Here is an 18666-nt window from a genome sequence, read left to right as displayed (position 1 = left end):
ACGAGACTTATCTCTGCGCATCGCAGTCTTTAAAATGTCCTCATTTTTTTACACTACCCCCATCAGGAGTAACCTTTATCTTCCATTTGTGATCGACACAAACATCCCGCATCTGTAGCTAATGGCCTCATCCTGCAAGAGATGATAAACTTTTTCGCGTTTGAAATGGCAGGCTAATAACTATAGGAAGTATGCGGCATGACACACATCTTTTATGAGTTCACCTCCCTGAAGCCCGGCGTTCCTGATGTAGAAACATTAATGCAAGTCATCAATTCCTCGGCAATCACCAGCTTTGTTATTGGCCCTGAAGTGGTTGATTTTGTAAAAAAAGCGTTGATCGTTAATACCACTATTGTCAGCTTTAAAAACTGCAAATTTGCCTTCGATAACGGTACGCACTTCATTGAATTCGATGGGAAAGGGAAATCGAAGCGTTACGATGAGGTTCCGGAGTGGTTTGTCTCCCCTGCTGACTTTTCCCGCACCCAGTGGCTCATTAACCATAAGCTGTCGGATGTGATGGCGACGACTTTTATCGACGTGCTGATGTCTTATCCGCTGAAAGAGCGTCGTGCCCACTGCAATTTGCTGTTCGGATTAGACTTGCATAAGACAGGGGTCGTGCCGTCCAGCACGCCTGCCGCAAGCAAGATCGGCAATAAAAATGGCAAAACCACCAAACCCAAAATCATCGAGCTGGGCTCGTTCGAGCTGTTCAGCCAGTTCTTTGCGCGTCTGAAAAGCGCCGTTGCGGAGGATCGGTTCCCCACCCTGCAGGTGCTGACCGGTATCGACAATCTGGCGAAGGCACCAAACAACCTTAAGCAGGGGATCCGCACCTGGTTTAAGGCCATCACCGGCGACCTGCCGCCTAACAATAAGCGCGTCGAAGCCGGGAATGCCGGGTTGTTCTGTGCCCCGGTACGCGAGCAGCTGCAGCAGATTGAAGCTATCGGTCTGGAAAAATATTATGCCGCGCTGTCACGCGCGATCAATGAAGCCGGCGAGCAGTATATCTCCGACTTCTCCTGGACCGGGCCCGACGCCTGACCACCTGCATTCTGATGTTTTTTTGTCCCGCCCCGCTATTTTTAGCGGGGCTTTTTTATGTCTGGATCCAGCCCGCACCACTGATTCGGCGCGAATTTGCGCCTGTTTATCGGTATACTTATGGGCAACAAACGAACAGTTGTTATCGCAACATGGAATACAAAACAGGAGGTTTTATATGTTCATCGTCATCCCTATTCTGATCTTCGTCGCGCTGGTCATTGTTGCCGCCGGGGTGAAAATCGTACCGCAGGGCTATCAGTGGACGGTTGAGCGTTTTGGCCGTTATACCAACACGCTGCAGCCGGGCTTAAGCCTGGTGGTGCCGTTCATGGACCGCATTGGTCGCAAGATCAATATGATGGAGCAGGTGCTCGATATCCCCTCTCAGGAGGTCATCTCCAGGGATAACGCCAACGTCACCATCGACGCGGTATGCTTTATTCAGGTGATCGACGCGCCGAAAGCGGCCTACGAGGTGAGTAACCTTGAGCTGGCGATCATTAATCTGACGATGACCAACATCCGTACCGTTCTGGGTTCCATGGAGCTGGACGAGATGCTCTCCCAGCGCGACAGCATCAACACCCGCCTGCTGCACATCGTTGATGAAGCCACTAACCCGTGGGGCATCAAAGTCACCCGTATTGAAATTCGCGACGTGCGTCCGCCCGCAGAATTGATCACCTCCATGAACGCCCAGATGAAGGCCGAACGAACCAAGCGCGCCTACATTCTGGAGGCCGAAGGGGTACGCCAGGCCGAGATCCTGAAGGCCGAAGGGGAAAAACAGTCGCAGATCCTCAAAGCCGAGGGCGAACGCCAGTCCGCATTTTTACAGGCTGAAGCCCGGGAGCGTTCGGCGGAAGCGGAAGCCCGCGCCACCCAGATGGTCTCGGAAGCGATCGCTGCCGGAGATATCCAGGCGATTAACTATTTCGTGGCGCAGAAATACACCGAAGCGCTGCAACAGATCGGCTCGGCGGACAACAGCAAGGTGGTGATGATGCCGTTGGATGCCAGCAGCCTGATGGGCGCGATCGGCGGCATCGCGGAACTGATCAAAAACAGCGGCAACGAGCGCAAATTATGATCGAGACGATCGCGGCACATCCGCATGTCTTCTGGCTGAGCCTTGGCGGCCTGCTGCTGGCGGCCGAAATGCTCGGCGGCAACGGCTATCTGCTGTGGAGCGGCGTGGCGGCGGTTATCACCGGGCTACTGGTCTGGCTGTTGCCCTTCGACTGGGCCTGGCAGGGGGCGCTGTTTGCGGTGCTGACCCTGACGGCCGCATGGCTGTGGTGGCGCTGGCTCTCAAGGCAGGTGCGCAGGCAAAAGCCCGCCGATGCCCGGCTCAACCAGCGCGGACAGCAGCTGGTGGGGATGCAGTTTACCCTTGATACCGCCCTGCTAAACGGGCGCGGTCATATGCGCGTCGGCGACAGCTCGTGGCCGGTCATTGCCGACGACGATTTAAGCGCCGGCACCAAAGTTGAGGTGGTGGCCGTCGAAGGGATCACCCTTCGCGTCCGGGCCCTTTCCCGATAACAACAGGATGAGCATGATGGTCAGGAAGACAACGCTGGCAATCAGCGTTAGCGCACTACTGGCGAGCGCCGCACCGGCATTCGCCTCCTTTGATATGGAAGACTGCAACTGGAGCGATGAGCACTGTCTGCTGAAAGGGGACCCGGTGCTGACGCCCGGCAACGACTCCCGCGACAACCTGCTGCGTCTGCTGAGCGAAGCCAAATCCTTCGCCCTGCCGGTCCAGTCGATGCCTGCGGATATCACCCGCTCCCGCGACTTCTACTTTGCTTACCACCCGGAGTGGGACGACATGGAGACGCCGCCCACCGCAGCGGCGGATAAACCGGCTGAAGAGAGCCTGCTCAACCAGCAGCTGGCCGCGTTGCAGCTTGAGCCCGTCGAAACCCATCAGGACGGCGAGCAGGAAAACCGCTTCGTCTCGAACAGTGCCGACAGCCTCAGCCAGTTTTTTGCCGCGCTGCTGGCGGACGACTCGCTGACGGCGGAACAGCGCCATGCTCTGGGTCAGGCGCGTCTGGGGTTATACGCCGGCGCAACCGATGAGCAGATCTCGTCTTCCCTGGCGGCCCTCCCGGCGGAGTCGCCTGCCCTGCCCTATAAAACCTATCTGACGGGAGCAGCCCGTTTTTATGCCGGGGATTACGACGGCGCGGATCGGGCGTTTACCCTGCTTGTCGACAGCGATCGTCCGTGGCTGGCAGAGACCGCTAACTATATGCTGATGCGCACGGCGCTGAACAAAAGCAGCCAGAACAGCACGGGAGAATACGGCGATTTTGATATCGATCGCATCGACCGCCCGGCCGCTGAACAGGCGCAGAAAGCCGCCCTGGCCTATCTCCAGCGCTGGCCGGAGGGCCATTATGCCGATTCGGCGCGCGGCATGCTGCGTCGCATCAACTGGTATCTGCAGGCGTGGCCGCAGCTGGCGGGGCTGTACGAGCAGCGCTTCCAGCAGGCTGAGAATGCTGAGGCGCTGCGCGGGCTGGTGACAGAATACGATAATGTCTACGGCATGCAGTTCTACGGTCGCGCCGTACGGGAGGCCTTCCCCGATGCGCCGCGGGTCAGCTATATCGAACTGCTGCGCGCCCTTCGCCTGAACAGCGACGAGAAACCGATCCTGACCCAGGAGGATCTCAACGGCAGCAAACCGGCGTTTGAACAGAGCGGCAAGCTGGCGCTGTGGCGCAATTTACAGCTGAACCTGTGGCAGGCGACGGATAACCACGCCGCCATTCTTCAGGCCGTTAAACCGGCTGAGAAACTCCCGGCGCACGATATTCTCGCCTTCAGCGAGCAGGTCCTGTACGGCGACGCGCTGATGGCGCAAAAGCAGTGGCCCGCGGCACGCGATTTCTGGCTGAAGCTGCTGAAACTCAGCCAGGATCCTGAACAGCAGCAGTACGTGCAGGCTAAACTGGCGGCGACCCTGGTCTTTAGTGGCAACACAGAGGCGATTTTTGCCGCGGATAGCGCCGTTACCAACCTGCGTTTTCGCTCCCGGGTGCTGAAAGCGGTGGCTTCGCCTGAGCGGTTACGCCAGCAGGCCAGCCAGGGGCCCAACAACGAAGAGCGCACCATTGCGCTGCATACCTTGCTGGTACGCGACTTAACGGAAAACCGCTTTAGCGACTGGTTAAGCGACAGAAAACTCATCAGCGCCATTACGCCACCCGTTGTGGGCAAGGCGTTTGACGACGTGAATCTCACCGCCTTCGACTGGAACGGTGATGCCGCCGAAGCCGGTTACGTCTGCCGTAGCCTGGATGACACCGTGCAGGTGCTCAGCCAGAACGCTAAAGATGCTCATGCTCTGAACTGTCTGGGCGAGTTCTTCCGCACCTCGAATACCCATGTTGATGTCTGGAAAGACAGCGCGGGCAACGACGTGCTGGAGACGGCTATTCACCGCAAAGAACCTTATGGGCAATTCAACAGACAGGCCTACTACCAGCAGGTCATCGCGTCGCCGAAGGCAGAGCATGAAGATAAGAGCTACGCGCTCTATCGGGCCATCATGTGTTACGCCCCGTCCGGCTATAACGAATGTGGCGGAGCAGACGTGGAAAAATCCCAGCGCAAAGGCTGGTTCTCGCAGTTAAAAACGCAGTATCCGGGCAGCCCGTGGGCGCAAAAACTCAAATACTACTGGTAGCCGCGCTGCTGGCCGGACAGGCGCAGGCGGATACCGTCACCGCCCGCGAGCACCCGGCCTTCTGGCTGTGGTCGGGCGTGAAGGCCAGCGAGGCGCTGAAAGAGGCGCAAACGGTCTATCTGCATCAGGGGGAAGTGCTGGCCCGGCCGAATGAGGTGGTGTTTCAGCGCCTCGGTCTGCCGGTCAGCCGCCTGACGTTTCCCTGCCTCTGGCTGACCGTGCGCTTCACCACTCTCGACGTGCCGCCGGCCATTGTGCCGAGAATTGTCCGCCTGATGCAGCGCTGGCAGGCCGCCGGAAATCAGGTGGTGGGTTTGCAGGTCGATTTTGATGCCGCCACCCACCAGCTGGCGGACTACGCACGCTTTTTACAGCAATTGCGTCAGCAGCTGCCCCCCGAATTTTCGCTGGGGGTGACCGGGCTGCTGGACTGGGCAAAAACCGGGGATGTCGCCACGCTGAACGCGCTGGCGGTGGATGAGCTGGTGATCCAGAGCTATCAGGGTCGCCATACGGTAGACAACTATCAGGCCTATCTGCCCGCCCTTACCCGGCTGCGCATTCCGTTCAAGCTCGGGCTGGTCCAGGGCGGCAAACGGGATGTTCTGGCCGAAGCGCAGCTCCAGCGCTCCCCCTGGTATCGCGGTACGGTAGTGTTTATGCTCAACCCGGCTCGCGGCTAGACCTTCGCCTTGCGATGGCAGCAGCCGGAGAGGTTATCGATGATCGGGCACTCGGCGCTCTCATCCCCCGGGCAGCTTTCGGCCAGCGCCAGCAGCTGGTCGCGCATCGCCTGCAACTCCAGGATATGGCGTTCAATTTCGGCCACCTTCTCCAGCGTCCGGCTTTTAACATCGGCGCTGTGTCGGGCGGGATCGTTAAACAGGTTCACCAGGTCGCCGCACTCATCCAGATTGAATCCCACCTGACGCGCCTGGCGCAGCAGCGTGAGTTCATCGAGGTGCTTTTGCGTGTAGCTCCGGTAGCCGTTCTCGCTGCGCAGCGGCGGCGTCACCAGCCCCTTCTCTTCATAAAAGCGGATCGCTTTGCTGGTTAACCCGGTTTTTTTGGCAACATCACTGATATTCACGTTTCCCCCTTGACCTTCCCCTTGATGGAAGGTTTAACCTTCATAACAGTTAGATGAAAGTGTCCCTCCGGTCAATATCTGGCTGGAGATTTATAAGGAGTATTCGTATGTCTCACACCATCGATCTGACACTGGACGGCCTCTCCTGCGGCCACTGTGTCAAACGCGTTAAAGAGAGTCTGGAGCAACGCCCTGACGTTGACACCGCAGAGGTCACCATCGACCACGCCGCCGTTACCGGCAGCGCCAGCGCCGATGCCCTGATCGACACCATCAAACAGGCCGGTTACGGTGCGGCGTTAAGCCACCCAAAGGCTGATCCGCTGACAGCGTCAACAACTCCGTCGGAAGCACTGACAGCGGCCCCCTCTGAGCTTCCGGCAGCTCACGACGGTGATGACAGCCAGCAGCTGTTGATCAACGGCATGAGCTGCGCCAGCTGCGTCACCCGGGTGCAGAACGCTTTGCAGGCCGTTCCGGGTGTGGCACAGGCACGGGTCAACCTGGCGGAACGCACTGCGCTGATCATGGGCAGTGCCTCCGCCGCTGATTTAGTGCAGGCCGTTGAAAAAGCGGGCTACGGTGCAGAGGCGATTGAAGATGACCTCAAACGCCGTGAACGCCAGCAGGAAACGGCCATTGCCACCATGAAACGTTTTCGCTGGCAAGCGATTGTCGCCCTGCTGGTGGGGATCCCGGTGATGGGCTGGGGGATGCTCGGTGACAATATGATGGTCACCGACGATAACCGCACGCTGTGGCTGGCGATTGGCGTTCTCACCCTCGGGGTGATGATCTTCGCCGGTGGCCATTTTTATACCAGCGCATGGAAAAGCCTGAAAAACCGCACCGCCACCATGGACACGCTGGTGGCGCTGGGCACCGGCGCGGCATGGCTCTACTCGATGAGCGTTAACGTCTGGCCGCAGTGGTTCCCGATGGAAGCACGCCACCTCTATTACGAAGCCAGCGCGATGATTATCGGCCTGATTAACCTCGGCCATATGCTGGAGGCGCGGGCCCGTCAGCGCTCTTCGAAAGCGCTGGAAAGATTGCTCGATTTAACCCCGCCGACCGCTCGGGTAGTGACGGAAAATGGCGAACAAAACGTGCCGCTGGCGGAAGTTCAGGCGGGGATGATCCTGCGTCTGACCACCGGGGATCGCGTCCCGGTGGACGGCGAAATCACTCAGGGCGAAGCCTGGTTTGACGAAGCGATGCTGACCGGTGAGCCGGTGCCGCAGCAGAAAAGCGACGGGGAGAGCGTCCACGCCGGTACGGTGGTGCAGGACGGCAGCGTGCTGTTCCGCGCCAGCGCCGTCGGCAGCCACACTACCCTGTCGCGCATCATCCGTATGGTGCGCCAGGCCCAGAGCAGCAAGCCGGAGATCGGCAAGCTGGCGGATAAAATTTCCGCCATCTTCGTGCCGGTCGTGGTCGGGATCGCTCTGTTCAGCGCCGCCATCTGGTACTTCTTTGGTCCCGCACCGCAGATTGTCTACACCCTGGTGATCGCCACCACGGTGCTGATCATCGCCTGTCCGTGCGCCCTGGGGCTGGCGACGCCGATGTCGATTATCTCCGGGGTTGGCCGTGCCGCAGAATCCGGCGTGCTGGTGCGCGACGCCGATGCCCTGCAGCGCGCCAGCACGCTGGACACGCTGGTGTTTGATAAAACCGGGACCCTCACCGAGGGCAAGCCGCAGGTCGTTGCCGTCGGGACCACGGGCGGGATCGGTGAAGCCGAGGCCCTGCGCCTGGCCGCCGCGCTCGAACAGGGCTCCAGTCATCCGCTGGCGCGGGCGATTCTGGAGAAAGCAGATTCTGTCCTGCCTCAGGTGAATAACTTCCGCACCCTGCGCGGGCTGGGAGTCAGCGGGGAGGTCGATGGCCATACGCTGCTGTTGGGCAACCAGGCCCTGCTGGCAGAAAATGGCATTGATACCGGGGCGCTGGATGCGCAGCTGCAGGCGCATGCCGCGCAGGGTGCGACCCCGGTGTTGCTGGCGGTGGATGGCCAGGCCGTGGCGCTGCTTGCCGTTCGCGATCCGCTGCGCGCTGACAGCGTGAGCGCGCTGCAACGCCTGCACCGCGCGGGCTATCGTCTGGTGATGCTTACCGGGGATAACGCCGTCACCGCCCAGGCTATCGCCCGCGAGGCCGGTATAGATGAGGTGATCGCCGGGGTGCTGCCGGATGGCAAAGCGGACGCGATTATCAAACTGCAGGGTCAGGGTCGCCGGGTGGCGATGGTTGGCGACGGCATTAACGACGCTCCGGCGCTGGCCCAGGCGGACGTTGGGATCGCCATGGGCGGCGGCAGCGATGTCGCCATCGAAACGGCGGCCATCACCCTGATGCGCCACAGCCTGATGGGCGTGGCCGACGCGCTCGCTATCTCGAAAGCCACCCTGCGCAACATGAAGCAGAACCTGCTGGGAGCCTTTGTCTATAACGCCTTCGGTATTCCGATCGCCGCCGGGATCCTCTGGCCGCTGACCGGTACGCTGCTCAACCCGGTGGTCGCGGGTGCCGCCATGGCCCTCTCCTCGATTACCGTGGTGAGCAATGCCAACCGCCTGCTACGCTTTAAACCTAAAGAGTAACGACGTGCATAAGACAAGGACGTCTTGCACCGCCCCTCCCCACGCGCTAGCATGAATTTTTACTTCCTGGAGCGCGTATGAGTCTGTTTCAACGTATAAAAGCATCTTTTCGCGCCCTGTTCCCTCGCCGCTATCGCTGGCCCGGCCTCGATATCTCCCTGCCCGGCGGACAGCATCTGCATCTGGTTGGCAGCATCCATATGGGCACCCGGGATATGTCTCCCCTGCCCGAGGGGCTGATCGCCAGGCTGCACAGCGCCGATGCGCTGGTCGTGGAAGCAGATATCTCCGGGGATGAGTCGCCCTTCTCAGGCCTGGCGATACCGCCTCCGCTGAATGAGCGTCTTAGCGCCACACAGCTGGTCGAGCTGGAGCGGCTTGCCGACGAGCTCGGGTTATCACTCTCCATGCTTGAGAGCCAGCCGCTATGGCAGATCGCGATGGTGTTGCAGGCCACCCAGGCACAGCGTCTGGGTCTGCGGGGCGATTACGGCATCGATTACCAGCTGTTGAATGCCGCGCGCGCGCGGCAACTGCCTATTATCGAGCTGGAAGGCGCTGCCAGCCAGATTGCCCTGCTGCGCCAGATGCCGAACGACGGGCAACTGCTGCTGGAAGATACTCTGACCCACTGGCATACCAACGCCCGTTTGTTACAGACCATGGTGAGCTGGTGGCTGGATTCGCCTCCTGTCGTCGACAGGCTGGCGCTGCCGGCGACCTTCAGCGAATCGCTGTATGACGTGCTGATGCACGAGCGTAATCAGGCGTGGTGCGAGAAGCTGCACGCGCTGCCTGCGGGACGGTATGTGGTGGCGGTGGGAGCATTACATTTGTACGGCGAGGGAAATTTGCCGTCGTTGCTGAAATAAAAAAGTGGCCAATATTTCTATTGGCCCGTCAAAGAGGAATTTCATCGTTGTTATTATGCCGGAGGAGACCCCCGGTTGAGCCGATTGTCGCTCAAAGTGACCATCACTGCCAACACTATATGCGCAAGATGGTGCTATTTTTTAGCCTCTTCTGAGGCGTATGCTTAGGGCGTTTATTGTCCGGGCTAAGAAGGATTGCTATGACTCCCGCCGTTAAATTACTCGAAAAAAACAAGATTACGTTCCGGATCCATACCTACGACCACGATCCGAGTGAAACCAATTTTGGCGATGAAGTGGTGCGTAAGCTGGGGCTGAATGCCGATCAGGTTTATAAAACGTTGCTGGTCGCGGTCAACGGCGATATGAAGCATCTCGCCGTGGCGGTGACGCCGGTTGCCGGGCAGCTGGATCTCAAGAAGGTGGCGAAGGCGCTGGGCGCTAAAAAAGTGGATATGGCCGACCCGATGGTGGCGCAACGCACGACGGGGTATCTGGTGGGCGGCATCAGCCCGCTGGGGCAGAAAAAGCGCCTGCCGACGCTGATAGATGCGCCTTCTCAGGCCTTTGAAACGATCTATATTTCGGGTGGCAAGCGCGGGCTGGATATTGAGCTGGCGGCCAGCGATCTGGCAAAAATGCTGGATGCGCAGTTTGCGGATATTGCGCGCCGGGAGTAAAAAATGCCGGGTGGCGGCTACGCCTTACCCGGCACAGCATACCGCTCCTCCGTTAATGTTTACGGAAAAAGTCGTTATACAACATGTACAGATGCGCTGCGCTCCAGGAGAAGTTGGGGGCGCCTTGCTGCGCGCCGGTCAGCGGATTGTAGTTTTCCTGGATCGGGCCGTCAGAGGTTAACCCCTTTGCGTGCTTAAAGAAGTTTTCAGCCAGCGTTTGTGCCTGTTCCCGGTAGCCATAGCGTTGCATCCCTTTCAGGCCAAACCAGAACTGGTCGACCCAGACCCGGCCGCGCCAGTAGATATCCGGGCCAAATGCCGGGTTGGTAAGCGCGGCCGTCCCGAGTGGCACATAAGTATTGAATTCTTTCGGATCCAGCATCACCTTCACCACGGCATCAGCATGTTCCTGCGTTGCCGCACCGTTAAACAGCGGCGACCAGCCTTCCGGGCCTTTGCCGCGCTCGACGATCGGTTTACCCGCACAGCCATTCTGAAGCGGTTTATCCTCGATGCGAATGTCATAGTAAAAACCGCTTTTCGCGTCGAACATGCAAGTATTGATGTAGGTCGCGAGCTTATCCGCCAGCTGGCGGTAGTGGCTGGCCTCCTGCTCTTTCCCCAGCAGGCTCGCCATCTGTGCCAGATAGTGATTGTCGCTGTACATATAGCTCGCCTGGTCGACGGACTCCTGCAGCAGCGAATAGCCCAATAGCCTGCCCTCTTTGTCGCGGTTTTCGGCAAACTTCACCGTCCAGTCGCTGCGTTTGCCGCCGTTTTCGACGTATTTATCCAGCTGGGATTGATCGATAAAACCGAAGACGGCGGCGTCATCACGTCCCGATTCCCACGAGGCTGCAACCTGCGCCGGGATCTCCAGACCGTCGTAATGGCCCTTGTCGACCACACGGGCATAGTTGTTCAGACCGGAAAGCGATTCCTCTTTATCGCCTTTTTTCACCGTGAAAAGCATCTCACCGCTGGCGGTATTATGGGCTTTATCACGCGTCGCGCCGTACTCCGGCACGCCGTTGCCGTTATGGTCGCGGTTGCGTAACCACCAGTCGTGGTAGGCCACCAGTTTAGGGTACATCTCTGCCAGCCAGGCCTTGTCCTGAGTGGTGTTGTACACCTCCATCACTGACCACGCGGCAAGGCTCGGTTTGGTATTGCGCTCGTTCCAGTTGCCGCCGTCCCCGCCGCGTTCCGGGCTCAGGTTCCAGGCGATGAGATCCGGCACAAAGCCGGCATCCTGCGGGCGGACCGGATCGTCGGGTTTGATTTGCCAGGAGAATACCGCGCGAATGTTCTCTTTGGCGATCTCCGGGTTGAAATGCGACATGGCAAAGGCCTGTTTCCAGGTATCCCACGGCCAGGTCTGGTTGCCGGAGAACCAACGTCCGGTGACGGATGGCGTCACCGTGTTATAACGCACCGCGCCGCCCGGTGAGCGCCAGTTGCCGTTCAGCGTTTCGATGGCTTTCACCGCCACGCGGGTTTGCTCTGGCGTCGCGTTTGGGTTGGTTAACCCTTTCTGCAAATAGCCTTCCCAACGCTGCTGCGAGGCCGTCATATAGGCGGCCGGGCGCGCCAGAATATCGCGGATCGGCATCTGCTCCCGCTTCACCTCATCCGCGTTGAGCAGATGGGAATAGGTGGTATACAGCGTGGTGCTGCCGGTAATGTGCGCCCGGCTGGTAAAGCGATGCCCGTCGACGGTGGTGTCGACGGGGATGGATTTATGCACCTGATATTCGGAACTGCCGGAGGTCAGCAGATCCCAGGTGGAACGCACTTTGCCAAAGGTCACTTTCAGGCCGTCACGGGTGGGGACCAGCCTGCGCTGGTAATCCGGATACACGCCGTCGATAGTTTTATCCGACAGCGGTTTGCCCTCTTTCGCCTCCAGCTTTTCCAGCAATTCGCCATCCCACACCAGGTCGAGCGGTGTCTTGCTGGTGATACGGGTTTCCAGCAGCGAGGTGCGCGCGGTGGCAAAGCGCAGCGTCATCGCGATCTGGACATCTTTGGCATTTAGCGTCTGCACCAGCGCGCCGGGAATACTGTAGGCCTCAAGGGTAAAATCCACTTTTTTGCCGTTCTGATACACACTCAGGCGATCGAAATTCGTCGCCATAAAGTTGATGTACTCTTCGGTGAGCAGCGCTACGCCGGGAAATCCTCCCTGGGTCTGCGGCCCGTTCGGCAGTAAGTGCCCATGCCAGGCGCCCAAATCGAAAAAGGGATTAAAACGCTGGTGGTCGTCATAGTCGAAATCGTGCATGTACGCCGGGGCACCGGTACGGTTGATGACGTTTTTAAAATCAGCTGTGCTGGCGGCGTGAGCCGAAAAACTGAGCGCCAGCGCGCAGGCCAGTGGTGTAAGGCTGAGTTTCATGGTGGAAGATCCTTTTACCAGTAGACGTATTGCATCAGGAAGATCCGATCGCTCGGGTCGCCGGAGGCATTTTTCATATAGAAGCGGCTGTCGGCAGCGGTAGCAAAACGCCCATCGCCGTACTCGTACCAGATACCGAACTGCATAAACGAGGTCGTTTCATCGGCGGCGTGGTCCGGGCGGTGCTTTGCATAGCTGTAAGCGGTGGAGAGATAGACGCCTTTTAACGCTTCAACCATGGCGCTAACCATATACCCGGTCTCTGTGCCGGAGACGTCCTTGCCGCTGGCGCGCCCGGTGTGATGCCAGGCGCGCGCCGCCAGATTGGGCGACAGAATGCCGGTTAAAAAGAGCTGACCGGTGCCATCCGTGACTTCAAGGCCGTTCATCCAGGTGACGTCTTTGACGATGTCATACTGGATATAGCCGTTGGCCATCGCCGGATAGGTATACTTATCGTCATAGCGATCGTATTTGCCAAAGTGCAGCCAGGCTTTGCTCTCGTCATGGTGCCCCGCAGGCGTGGCGGTGACGCTATAGCGCAGGTTCCCGGAGAGGTTCTGTACTTTCAGCGCATACATAATGTCGCGAGTGTTGGGGATCACATAGCCCAGATCGGGCGTGAAATCCCCCCACCACTGCAGGTCATCGAGGGAGGAGTCCTGACGCAGGCTGAGCATGATCTCAGTGCTGTTATCGGTTTTGTAGCCGCCGTAAAAGCGGTTAAGCCCTCCTTCGAATCCGCCCCAGCTGTGGTCGGGTACCCAGGCGTTTCCCTGATGGTCAGCCTGTACGGTCCAGCCTTCGCCATAAATCAGGCCGAACCAGTGCCCGTGCTTCATTTCCAGACCGCTCTCAATATAGGTCCCGTCACTGTATTTATGTTTATCCTGACCTTCTAAATCCATATATCCGCCAACCCCCAGTTCGCCATAAAAACGGAATGACGGAGAGGTGATTTCCGGGGTTCGGGTATCATCATGTTCAGCGGGTCGGGCGTCTTCTGCGGCAAATGCAGGGCAGCAGAAAGAGAGGGCAGCCAGTGTCCCAATTGTTTTCTTTTTAATTTTCATGCACTCATCCCAATGAGAAAATATTCACATCTTCAGTGTTAATGAATATTTGAGGCAGGTGACGCTTCTATTTGTTGTTGTTCTTTTGATAATCCCCTGACGTATTTGCTGTATTTCCACCAGGCAAAGCCGAGGAATAAAACAATGCCACCGACGTTATAGAAAATAATCGTCATAATATTGGCACCGGTAGGGAAAGTTGAAGCCACAAAGCCGATGGCAAAAATCACAATCAGCATCGACACCACCACAATACCCGTGGTGCGTGAGCCCATTTTGAAATCGCGCGGAAGATGATCGAGCTTGCGGCGCAGATTCAGGTAAGCCAGCATGATGAACAGCGGCGGCAGCATTGAGGCAGCGGCGGTCATGTTGATGACGGTGTTCATCAGCTCCTGCGCGGTATTCGATCCCATGGTTGGGATAATCATTAACGGAATGACGATCAAATACTGGATCCACGCCGCCCGCGCCGGCACACCGTTCTCGTTCAGCGCCACGGTTTTTGGCCCAAAAATGCCGCTCGGGATTTCAGAGAAGAAGATTTTGACCGGGGTGGCTGTCCACATCAGCAGGGAGCCGAACATCGCGGTAAAGGAGACCAGGCCGACAAAGCGGTTCATCAGCACTTCCGGCAGGCCAAACCACACCGCCAGACCGTGGAACACCTGCACCGAGCCGCCGGTAAACTTCAGCTCCTTACTGCTGATGAAGACGTTAATCAGCACCGAGGAGATGGAGTAGAGTACGCCGATGAAAATCCCCGCCAGAATGATCACCTTAACGAAGGATTTTGAGCCGCCCTTAACGTCGTTAACGTATACCGCAACGGACTCTGCGCCCCCCGCAGCCATGAATATCCAGGTGGTAATACCGAGGAAGGCCCAGTTGAAGTCAGGGATCATCGCGTCAACGGTAATCGGGTCGGCTGGCTGTACGCCGCCCATGAGCGCGGCACCTGCCAGCAGAATATAGGAGAGGGTCAACAACAGCATGAGCGTAGAGGTCACAGACGTGATCGGCCCCAGCATCTTCGCCCCGTTGGTAGACACCCAGGTCGAGAAGGCAAACAGCACCATGCTCAGTACCGTAGTGGCAAACGGCGTAAGAATGTACTCATATCCCAAAAAGGCGTAAGAGGCGTAGGCAATGACGCGCGGTAATAACGAGGTGAAGAAGAACAGGTTCACGAACCAGTAGGTGTAGGCAGTAATAAACGCCCAGCGCCCACCCAGCGAACTTTTCACCCAGGCGTAGACGCCTGCTTCGGAGTTTTTATTCAGGGAGACAAACTCCGCGATAATTAAGCAGAAAGGAATGAAGTAGAACAAGGTGGCTAAAAAGAACATCGGCGCGGAGGCAAGTCCCAGCTCGATATTGTTATTAATCACGTTGTTAAAACTGAATACGGCGGCAAAGGTCAGCGACAGCAGGCCGAATTTGCCGATGGTATTACGCTTAGTGGTTCCAGACATAATATTTCTCCGGGTACGAGGAGGAGAGCGGTGCTTCACTGGCACCGCTGGATTATTATTTGTTATGGAAATAACCGTCTTCGACGGTCACATAGAGGACGATTTTTTTTGCCGGCGTATCACTGATAAAGCGATACGCCTCATGATTCTCACAAATCACGACATGCCCCTCGCGCACCTGTTCGGTATGACCCACACCTTTCAGGTATTCGCGGTCGGTTTCATCGCGGTAGCACTCCACAAGCTGAAGGGCTTCTTTTGCGGCATACTCAATTTTTTGCACGCCCTGCAGGTAGTAATGCACCTCGAAATAGCGGCGGTGACCGACGAACAGCGCGTCGGTGCTGGCATCACGGGTCACGCGGTAGGCCAGCGAATCGCCAATCGAGTGGGCAACACCGGGCTGGATGTGGTCGATATTGTTGATGGCCTCTACGCAGCGCTGCCATTTACGGCCCGCACGGTAAAGCTGCTGGAACTGTTCCAGGCTATCCAGAACGATCATTTTTCTGCCTCGCTGTGTGAATTCATGGAGAAGAAACCGGTGCCGAACCGATGGCGCGCCAGCGTCTGCGCGGCGGTTTGTCCGCCTTCCAGCGGGAGCAGGGTGAAACCGTAGCGGAACGGTCTGAACCAGACGCGCCAGCTGTCCAGCACTTCGCTTCCCCAGGAATTGGAGCCTAAGCCCAGGACCTGATGGTCGAGATTGAGGGTGATGTCCTCGCACCGCCGCAGTTCGTTGCAGTGCTGTGCGGCGTGAAGGTTCTCAGCCGTGTAGTGCCAGGCGCTGAAGTGAATGGGTTGCTGAGGCACCACCAGCAGGCCGCTGCCGTGGCGGTTGGCAAGCGTTGCCCAGCGCACCTGCTGGCGGTTACCGTTGTTCTGCGGGAACGGGTAGTTTTCAAACATCTCATCCACCGTGGTATGCCACAGGTCTATGGTGCTGGCCTGCTGGCTGTCCGGGTAGTTCTCTCCTGGCCCGCGTCCGTAATAGCTCACCTGGTCAAATTCGCCGTTGATGCCGAGGGTAAAGCCGATGCACGGAATAATATGCGGGTAATCGCCGTAGCGTTCACCGCTCAGCTCCACGTTGATTTGCCCGTCGGCGGCAATGCGCCAGCGATAGGTGCAGCGCATACCAAAATCAAACACCGGCGGGGCAATCAGGCTGCGGGTCGTGATGATGACCGCATCGTCCTGATGCTCAACCTCGAAACCGCGCAGATGCTCCTGCATGATCTGCAGGTGGTTGGGTTGCCACAGTCCCTCATACTCCTGCTTGTGGTTATCAATCATCGGTTTGAAAAAGTTAATCTTCGGTTCGCGGGTGATGTTTTCCTCACCGTTAACCTGCCAGGAGCAGAGTTTTCCCGTCACTTTTGAGAAACTGGCGCGGAAGTTATGCCCGGTCACGCTGCAGCTCAGGCGATCCTCTTCCAGCAACAGCGGCGTCGCGTTGGCGTTAATAAACGGCGTGGCGTGAGCCGTACGCGCGTTTAACGGGAACTGATACACCGCGATCTCGTGCCCGGCTTCGCTGTAGCGCGTGCGGCTGTTTTTGCTGATGCGCACGGTCAGGAACGTTTCGCGTTCATCGGGTTCGGGCAGGTCCAGAGGCATGCTGCGCGCACTGTTGGGTGCGAGACCAGTGATATGAAGCGGCTGGCTGTAGAGTGTTTCACCTTCCGCACGCACCTCGACGAGAAGGGTGTAATCATCCAGGCTGGTAAACCAGAGGCGGTTTTCAACGTGCAGCTCGCCCTTCTGCCAGCGTAGTTTGACCGGGGCAATCACCTGTTTGTACTCGCGCAGCCCGGGTCCCGGGGTTTGATCCGAGTAGATCAGCCCGTCGAGGCAGAAGTTATAGTTATTCGGGTAATCACCAAAGTCGCCGCCGTAGGCGTAATACGTATTGCCGCTGGCATCCGTGGTCTGAATACCGTGGTCGCACCACTCCCAGACGTAGTGACCCTGAATACAGTCGTGGCGATCGAAGACGTTCTGATACTCGGTCAGGCCGCCAGGGCCGTTGCCCATCGCATGGGCGTATTCGCAGATGATGCGTGGCTTAGCGTGGGGATACTCACCGAACAGATTCATCAGCGGCACGCGGGTGTACATGGTAGAGATGATATCCACCACCTCGGCGTCGCGATCTTCTTCGTAGTGCAGCAGGCGCGTGTCATCCAGCGCCTTTGCCGCCCGGGCCATGGCGCGGATATTACAGCCGTAGCCGGACTCGTTGCCAAGCGACCAGATGATGATTGAAGGATGGTTTTTCTGGGCGTGGATATGTCGCTCGATGCGTTCAACGTAAACGGGCTCCCATACCGGATCGTCCGTGATGCGGCTCAGATCGCCGACGTTGGCAAAGCCGTGAGATTCCACATCCGTTTCCGCCATCACGAACAGGCCGTAGAGGTCGCACAGTTCATATAAGCGCGGATCGTTGGGGTAGTGGGCGGTGCGTACCGAGTTGATGTTGTGCTGCTTCATCAGGATCAGATCGCGCTCGACGCGATCCATCCCCACAGCGCGGCCCTTCTGATGATCGTTATCGTGACGGTTTACGCCGTGCAGCTTCAGGTAGCGGTTGTTGACGTAGAACAGACCGTCGCGCACCTTGATGTCCCGGAAACCGATGCGCTGCGGGATAACTTCCAGCGTCTGCCCGTCCGCGTCTTTTAACGTCATCACCAGATGGTAGAGATAGGGCGATTCGGCAGACCACTGCTGAGGCCGTTTGACCTCAATGCTGAAGGCGGTTTCCGCGCTGCGGGTCACGGTCAGGCTGTCGGTCGTGCCCTGGAGGAGCACCGCCTCGCCATCGTACAGCGCATACTCCAGCGACACGGCTGATGCGTGCGGGGCCAGGTTTTCCAGCTCCAGCTGACAGAAGAGGGTGGCGTCCTGATACGCCTCGTCGAAGGTGGTTTTGAGGGTGAAATCGCGCACGTGAGCGGGATTTTTTCCGACCAGATAAACATCGCGGAAAATGCCGGCCGTCCACCACATGTCCTGATCTTCAATGTAGGTGGAATCCGCCCACTGCATCACCCGCACGCACAGCAGGTTTTGTCCGCTGTGCACCGCATGGCTGATATCAAACTCGGCGGTCAGCCTGCTGCCCTTGCTAAAGCCAATGTACTGACCATTCACATAAACTTCGAAATAGGTTTCGACGCCGTCAAACTTGATGAGGGTCTGCTTATTTTGCCAGGTGTCGGCCAGGATGAAGTAGCGCTGATACGCCCCGGTGGGGTTGTCCGCAGGCACCCGGGGAACATCTACCGGGAAGGGGAAGCCTTCGTCGGTGTATTGCAGCTGGCCGTGGCCTTCCATCTGCCACATGGCCGGCACGGTAATATCGTCCCAGCCGGCCATATACTCAGAAGTGAAGCTTTCCGGTACATACAGCGGATGCGTGAAGAAACGAAAATTCCACTGGCCGCTGAGTGATAAAAAGTGGCTACTGGCTTCGCGGGCAAAGGTCCGAGCCTGCGCGACGGTGTCATATGAGAAGAAATACGCACGCGGCGGGAGCCGGTTCTCATGCGTGAGTTGAATATTTTCCCAGCGATTCATGCGATCTCCCTGTAGGGGTAAACATCATTGCTGGGGATTTTAGTAAAAATTTTACTAAATAAAATCAGTAAAGATGATTTGCTTTAACTCGATCACAAATAAAAAAAATGCCGGGCATGCCCGGC

Annotated in this window: 14 protein-coding genes; 8 read left to right on the top strand and 6 right to left on the bottom strand. The window is 57.9% G+C overall.

Annotated elements, in window-relative coordinates:
- Positions 1-198: 198 nt before the first annotated feature.
- The 5 genes from GNG27_RS05810 (at position 199) to GNG27_RS05790 (ending at position 5445) form a co-directional block, all read left to right on the top strand.
- A complete protein-coding gene (locus GNG27_RS05810; protein WP_142488493.1) occupies positions 199-1053 on the top strand; it encodes a hypothetical protein in 855 nt (284 codons plus the stop codon).
- A 178-nt stretch (positions 1054-1231) separates the two neighbouring features.
- Complete coding sequence (locus GNG27_RS05805) at positions 1232-2146, top strand: SPFH domain-containing protein (protein WP_142488492.1); 915 nt, start codon at positions 1232-1234, stop codon at positions 2144-2146.
- The gene (locus GNG27_RS05800) at positions 2143-2601 is read left to right on the top strand and encodes an NfeD family protein (protein WP_142488491.1); all 459 of its coding nucleotides are present in this window, start codon (positions 2143-2145) and stop codon (positions 2599-2601) included. The genes GNG27_RS05805 and GNG27_RS05800 overlap by 4 nt, the downstream gene beginning before the upstream one ends.
- A gap of 16 nt (positions 2602-2617) precedes the next feature.
- A complete protein-coding gene (locus GNG27_RS05795; protein WP_156265070.1) occupies positions 2618-4762 on the top strand; it encodes a hypothetical protein in 2145 nt (714 codons plus the stop codon).
- On the top strand, positions 4732-5445 hold the full coding sequence (locus tag GNG27_RS05790; protein ID WP_156263114.1) for a DUF3142 domain-containing protein: 714 nt from the start codon (positions 4732-4734) through the stop codon (positions 5443-5445). Before GNG27_RS05795 ends, GNG27_RS05790 begins: the two co-directional genes overlap by 31 nt.
- Here the strand turns inward: GNG27_RS05790 and cueR are convergent.
- Positions 5442-5852 (bottom strand): Cu(I)-responsive transcriptional regulator, encoded by a 411-nt coding sequence (cueR, locus tag GNG27_RS05785; protein ID WP_142488489.1) that lies wholly within the window; start codon positions 5850-5852, stop codon positions 5442-5444. The two genes, GNG27_RS05790 and cueR, sit on opposite strands and share 4 nt — an antisense overlap.
- Before the next feature lie 107 nt (positions 5853-5959).
- On the opposite strand from cueR, the gene copA reads away from it, so the two are divergent.
- The 3 genes from copA to ybaK all read left to right on the top strand — a co-directional run bounded on the left by copA (position 5960) and on the right by ybaK (position 10010).
- A complete protein-coding gene (gene copA / locus GNG27_RS05780) occupies positions 5960-8458 on the top strand; it encodes a copper-exporting P-type ATPase CopA (protein WP_156263113.1) in 2499 nt (832 codons plus the stop codon).
- A gap of 77 nt (positions 8459-8535) precedes the next feature.
- Positions 8536-9330: a TraB/GumN family protein gene (locus GNG27_RS05775; protein ID WP_156263112.1), complete on the top strand. Its 795-nt coding sequence runs from the start codon at positions 8536-8538 to the stop codon at positions 9328-9330.
- A 200-nt stretch (positions 9331-9530) separates the two neighbouring features.
- Complete coding sequence (gene ybaK, locus GNG27_RS05770; RefSeq protein ID WP_032616885.1) at positions 9531-10010, top strand: Cys-tRNA(Pro)/Cys-tRNA(Cys) deacylase YbaK; 480 nt, start codon at positions 9531-9533, stop codon at positions 10008-10010.
- A gap of 52 nt (positions 10011-10062) precedes the next feature.
- Here the strand turns inward: ybaK and ygjK are convergent, their stop codons facing one another.
- Genes ygjK through ebgA form a run of 5 tightly spaced genes read right to left on the bottom strand, consistent with a single transcriptional unit; the run spans position 10063 to position 18541 of the window.
- Positions 10063-12408, bottom strand: coding sequence for an alpha-glucosidase (ygjK, locus tag GNG27_RS05765; protein ID WP_156263111.1), 2346 nt, complete (start codon positions 12406-12408; stop codon positions 10063-10065).
- 14 nt (positions 12409-12422) lie between these two features.
- Positions 12423-13481 carry a protein YgjJ gene (ygjJ, locus tag GNG27_RS05760; protein WP_142488485.1) on the bottom strand — a complete coding sequence of 353 codons (1059 nt, stop codon included), beginning with the start codon at positions 13479-13481 and terminating at the stop codon, positions 12423-12425.
- Between the two features lie 38 nt (positions 13482-13519).
- Entirely contained in the window at positions 13520-14956 is a 1437-nt protein-coding gene (locus GNG27_RS05755) for an amino acid permease (protein ID WP_156263110.1), read from the bottom strand.
- 55 nt (positions 14957-15011) lie between these two features.
- Positions 15012-15461: a beta-galactosidase subunit beta gene (locus tag GNG27_RS05750; protein WP_156263109.1), complete on the bottom strand. Its 450-nt coding sequence runs from the start codon at positions 15459-15461 to the stop codon at positions 15012-15014.
- Positions 15458-18541: a beta-galactosidase subunit alpha gene (ebgA, locus tag GNG27_RS05745; RefSeq protein ID WP_156263108.1), complete on the bottom strand. Its 3084-nt coding sequence runs from the start codon at positions 18539-18541 to the stop codon at positions 15458-15460. Before ebgA ends, GNG27_RS05750 begins: the two co-directional genes overlap by 4 nt.
- Positions 18542-18666: the final 125 nt, after the last annotated feature.

Source organism: Leclercia sp. 119287 (assembly GCF_009734485.1).
Lineage (GTDB): Bacteria > Pseudomonadota > Gammaproteobacteria > Enterobacterales > Enterobacteriaceae > Enterobacter > Enterobacter adecarboxylatus_C.
The sequence above is the reverse complement of the archived record's forward strand: the minus strand, read 5'-3'. Positions and strand labels throughout refer to the sequence as shown.

Bases quoted from the DNA above. Each gene is read 5' to 3' on its own strand.
- copA (WP_156263113.1), top strand. From the start codon at position 5,960: ATGTCTCACACCATCGATCTGACACTGGACGGCCTCTCCTGCGGCCAC.
- GNG27_RS05755 (WP_156263110.1), bottom strand. From the start codon at position 14,956: ATGTCTGGAACCACTAAGCGTAATACCATCGGCAAATTCGGCCTGCTG.
- ebgA (WP_156263108.1), bottom strand. From the start codon at position 18,541: ATGAATCGCTGGGAAAATATTCAACTCACGCATGAGAACCGGCTCCCG.
- ybaK (WP_032616885.1), top strand. From the start codon at position 9,531: ATGACTCCCGCCGTTAAATTACTCGAAAAAAACAAGATTACGTTCCGG.
- GNG27_RS05810 (WP_142488493.1), top strand. From the start codon at position 199: ATGACACACATCTTTTATGAGTTCACCTCCCTGAAGCCCGGCGTTCCT.
- GNG27_RS05805 (WP_142488492.1), top strand. From the start codon at position 1,232: ATGTTCATCGTCATCCCTATTCTGATCTTCGTCGCGCTGGTCATTGTT.
- GNG27_RS05800 (WP_142488491.1), top strand. From the start codon at position 2,143: ATGATCGAGACGATCGCGGCACATCCGCATGTCTTCTGGCTGAGCCTT.
- ygjJ (WP_142488485.1), bottom strand. From the start codon at position 13,481: ATGAAAATTAAAAAGAAAACAATTGGGACACTGGCTGCCCTCTCTTTC.
- ygjK (WP_156263111.1), bottom strand. From the start codon at position 12,408: ATGAAACTCAGCCTTACACCACTGGCCTGCGCGCTGGCGCTCAGTTTT.
- GNG27_RS05750 (WP_156263109.1), bottom strand. From the start codon at position 15,461: ATGATCGTTCTGGATAGCCTGGAACAGTTCCAGCAGCTTTACCGTGCG.
- GNG27_RS05775 (WP_156263112.1), top strand. From the start codon at position 8,536: ATGAGTCTGTTTCAACGTATAAAAGCATCTTTTCGCGCCCTGTTCCCT.
- GNG27_RS05795 (WP_156265070.1), top strand. From the start codon at position 2,618: ATGGTCAGGAAGACAACGCTGGCAATCAGCGTTAGCGCACTACTGGCG.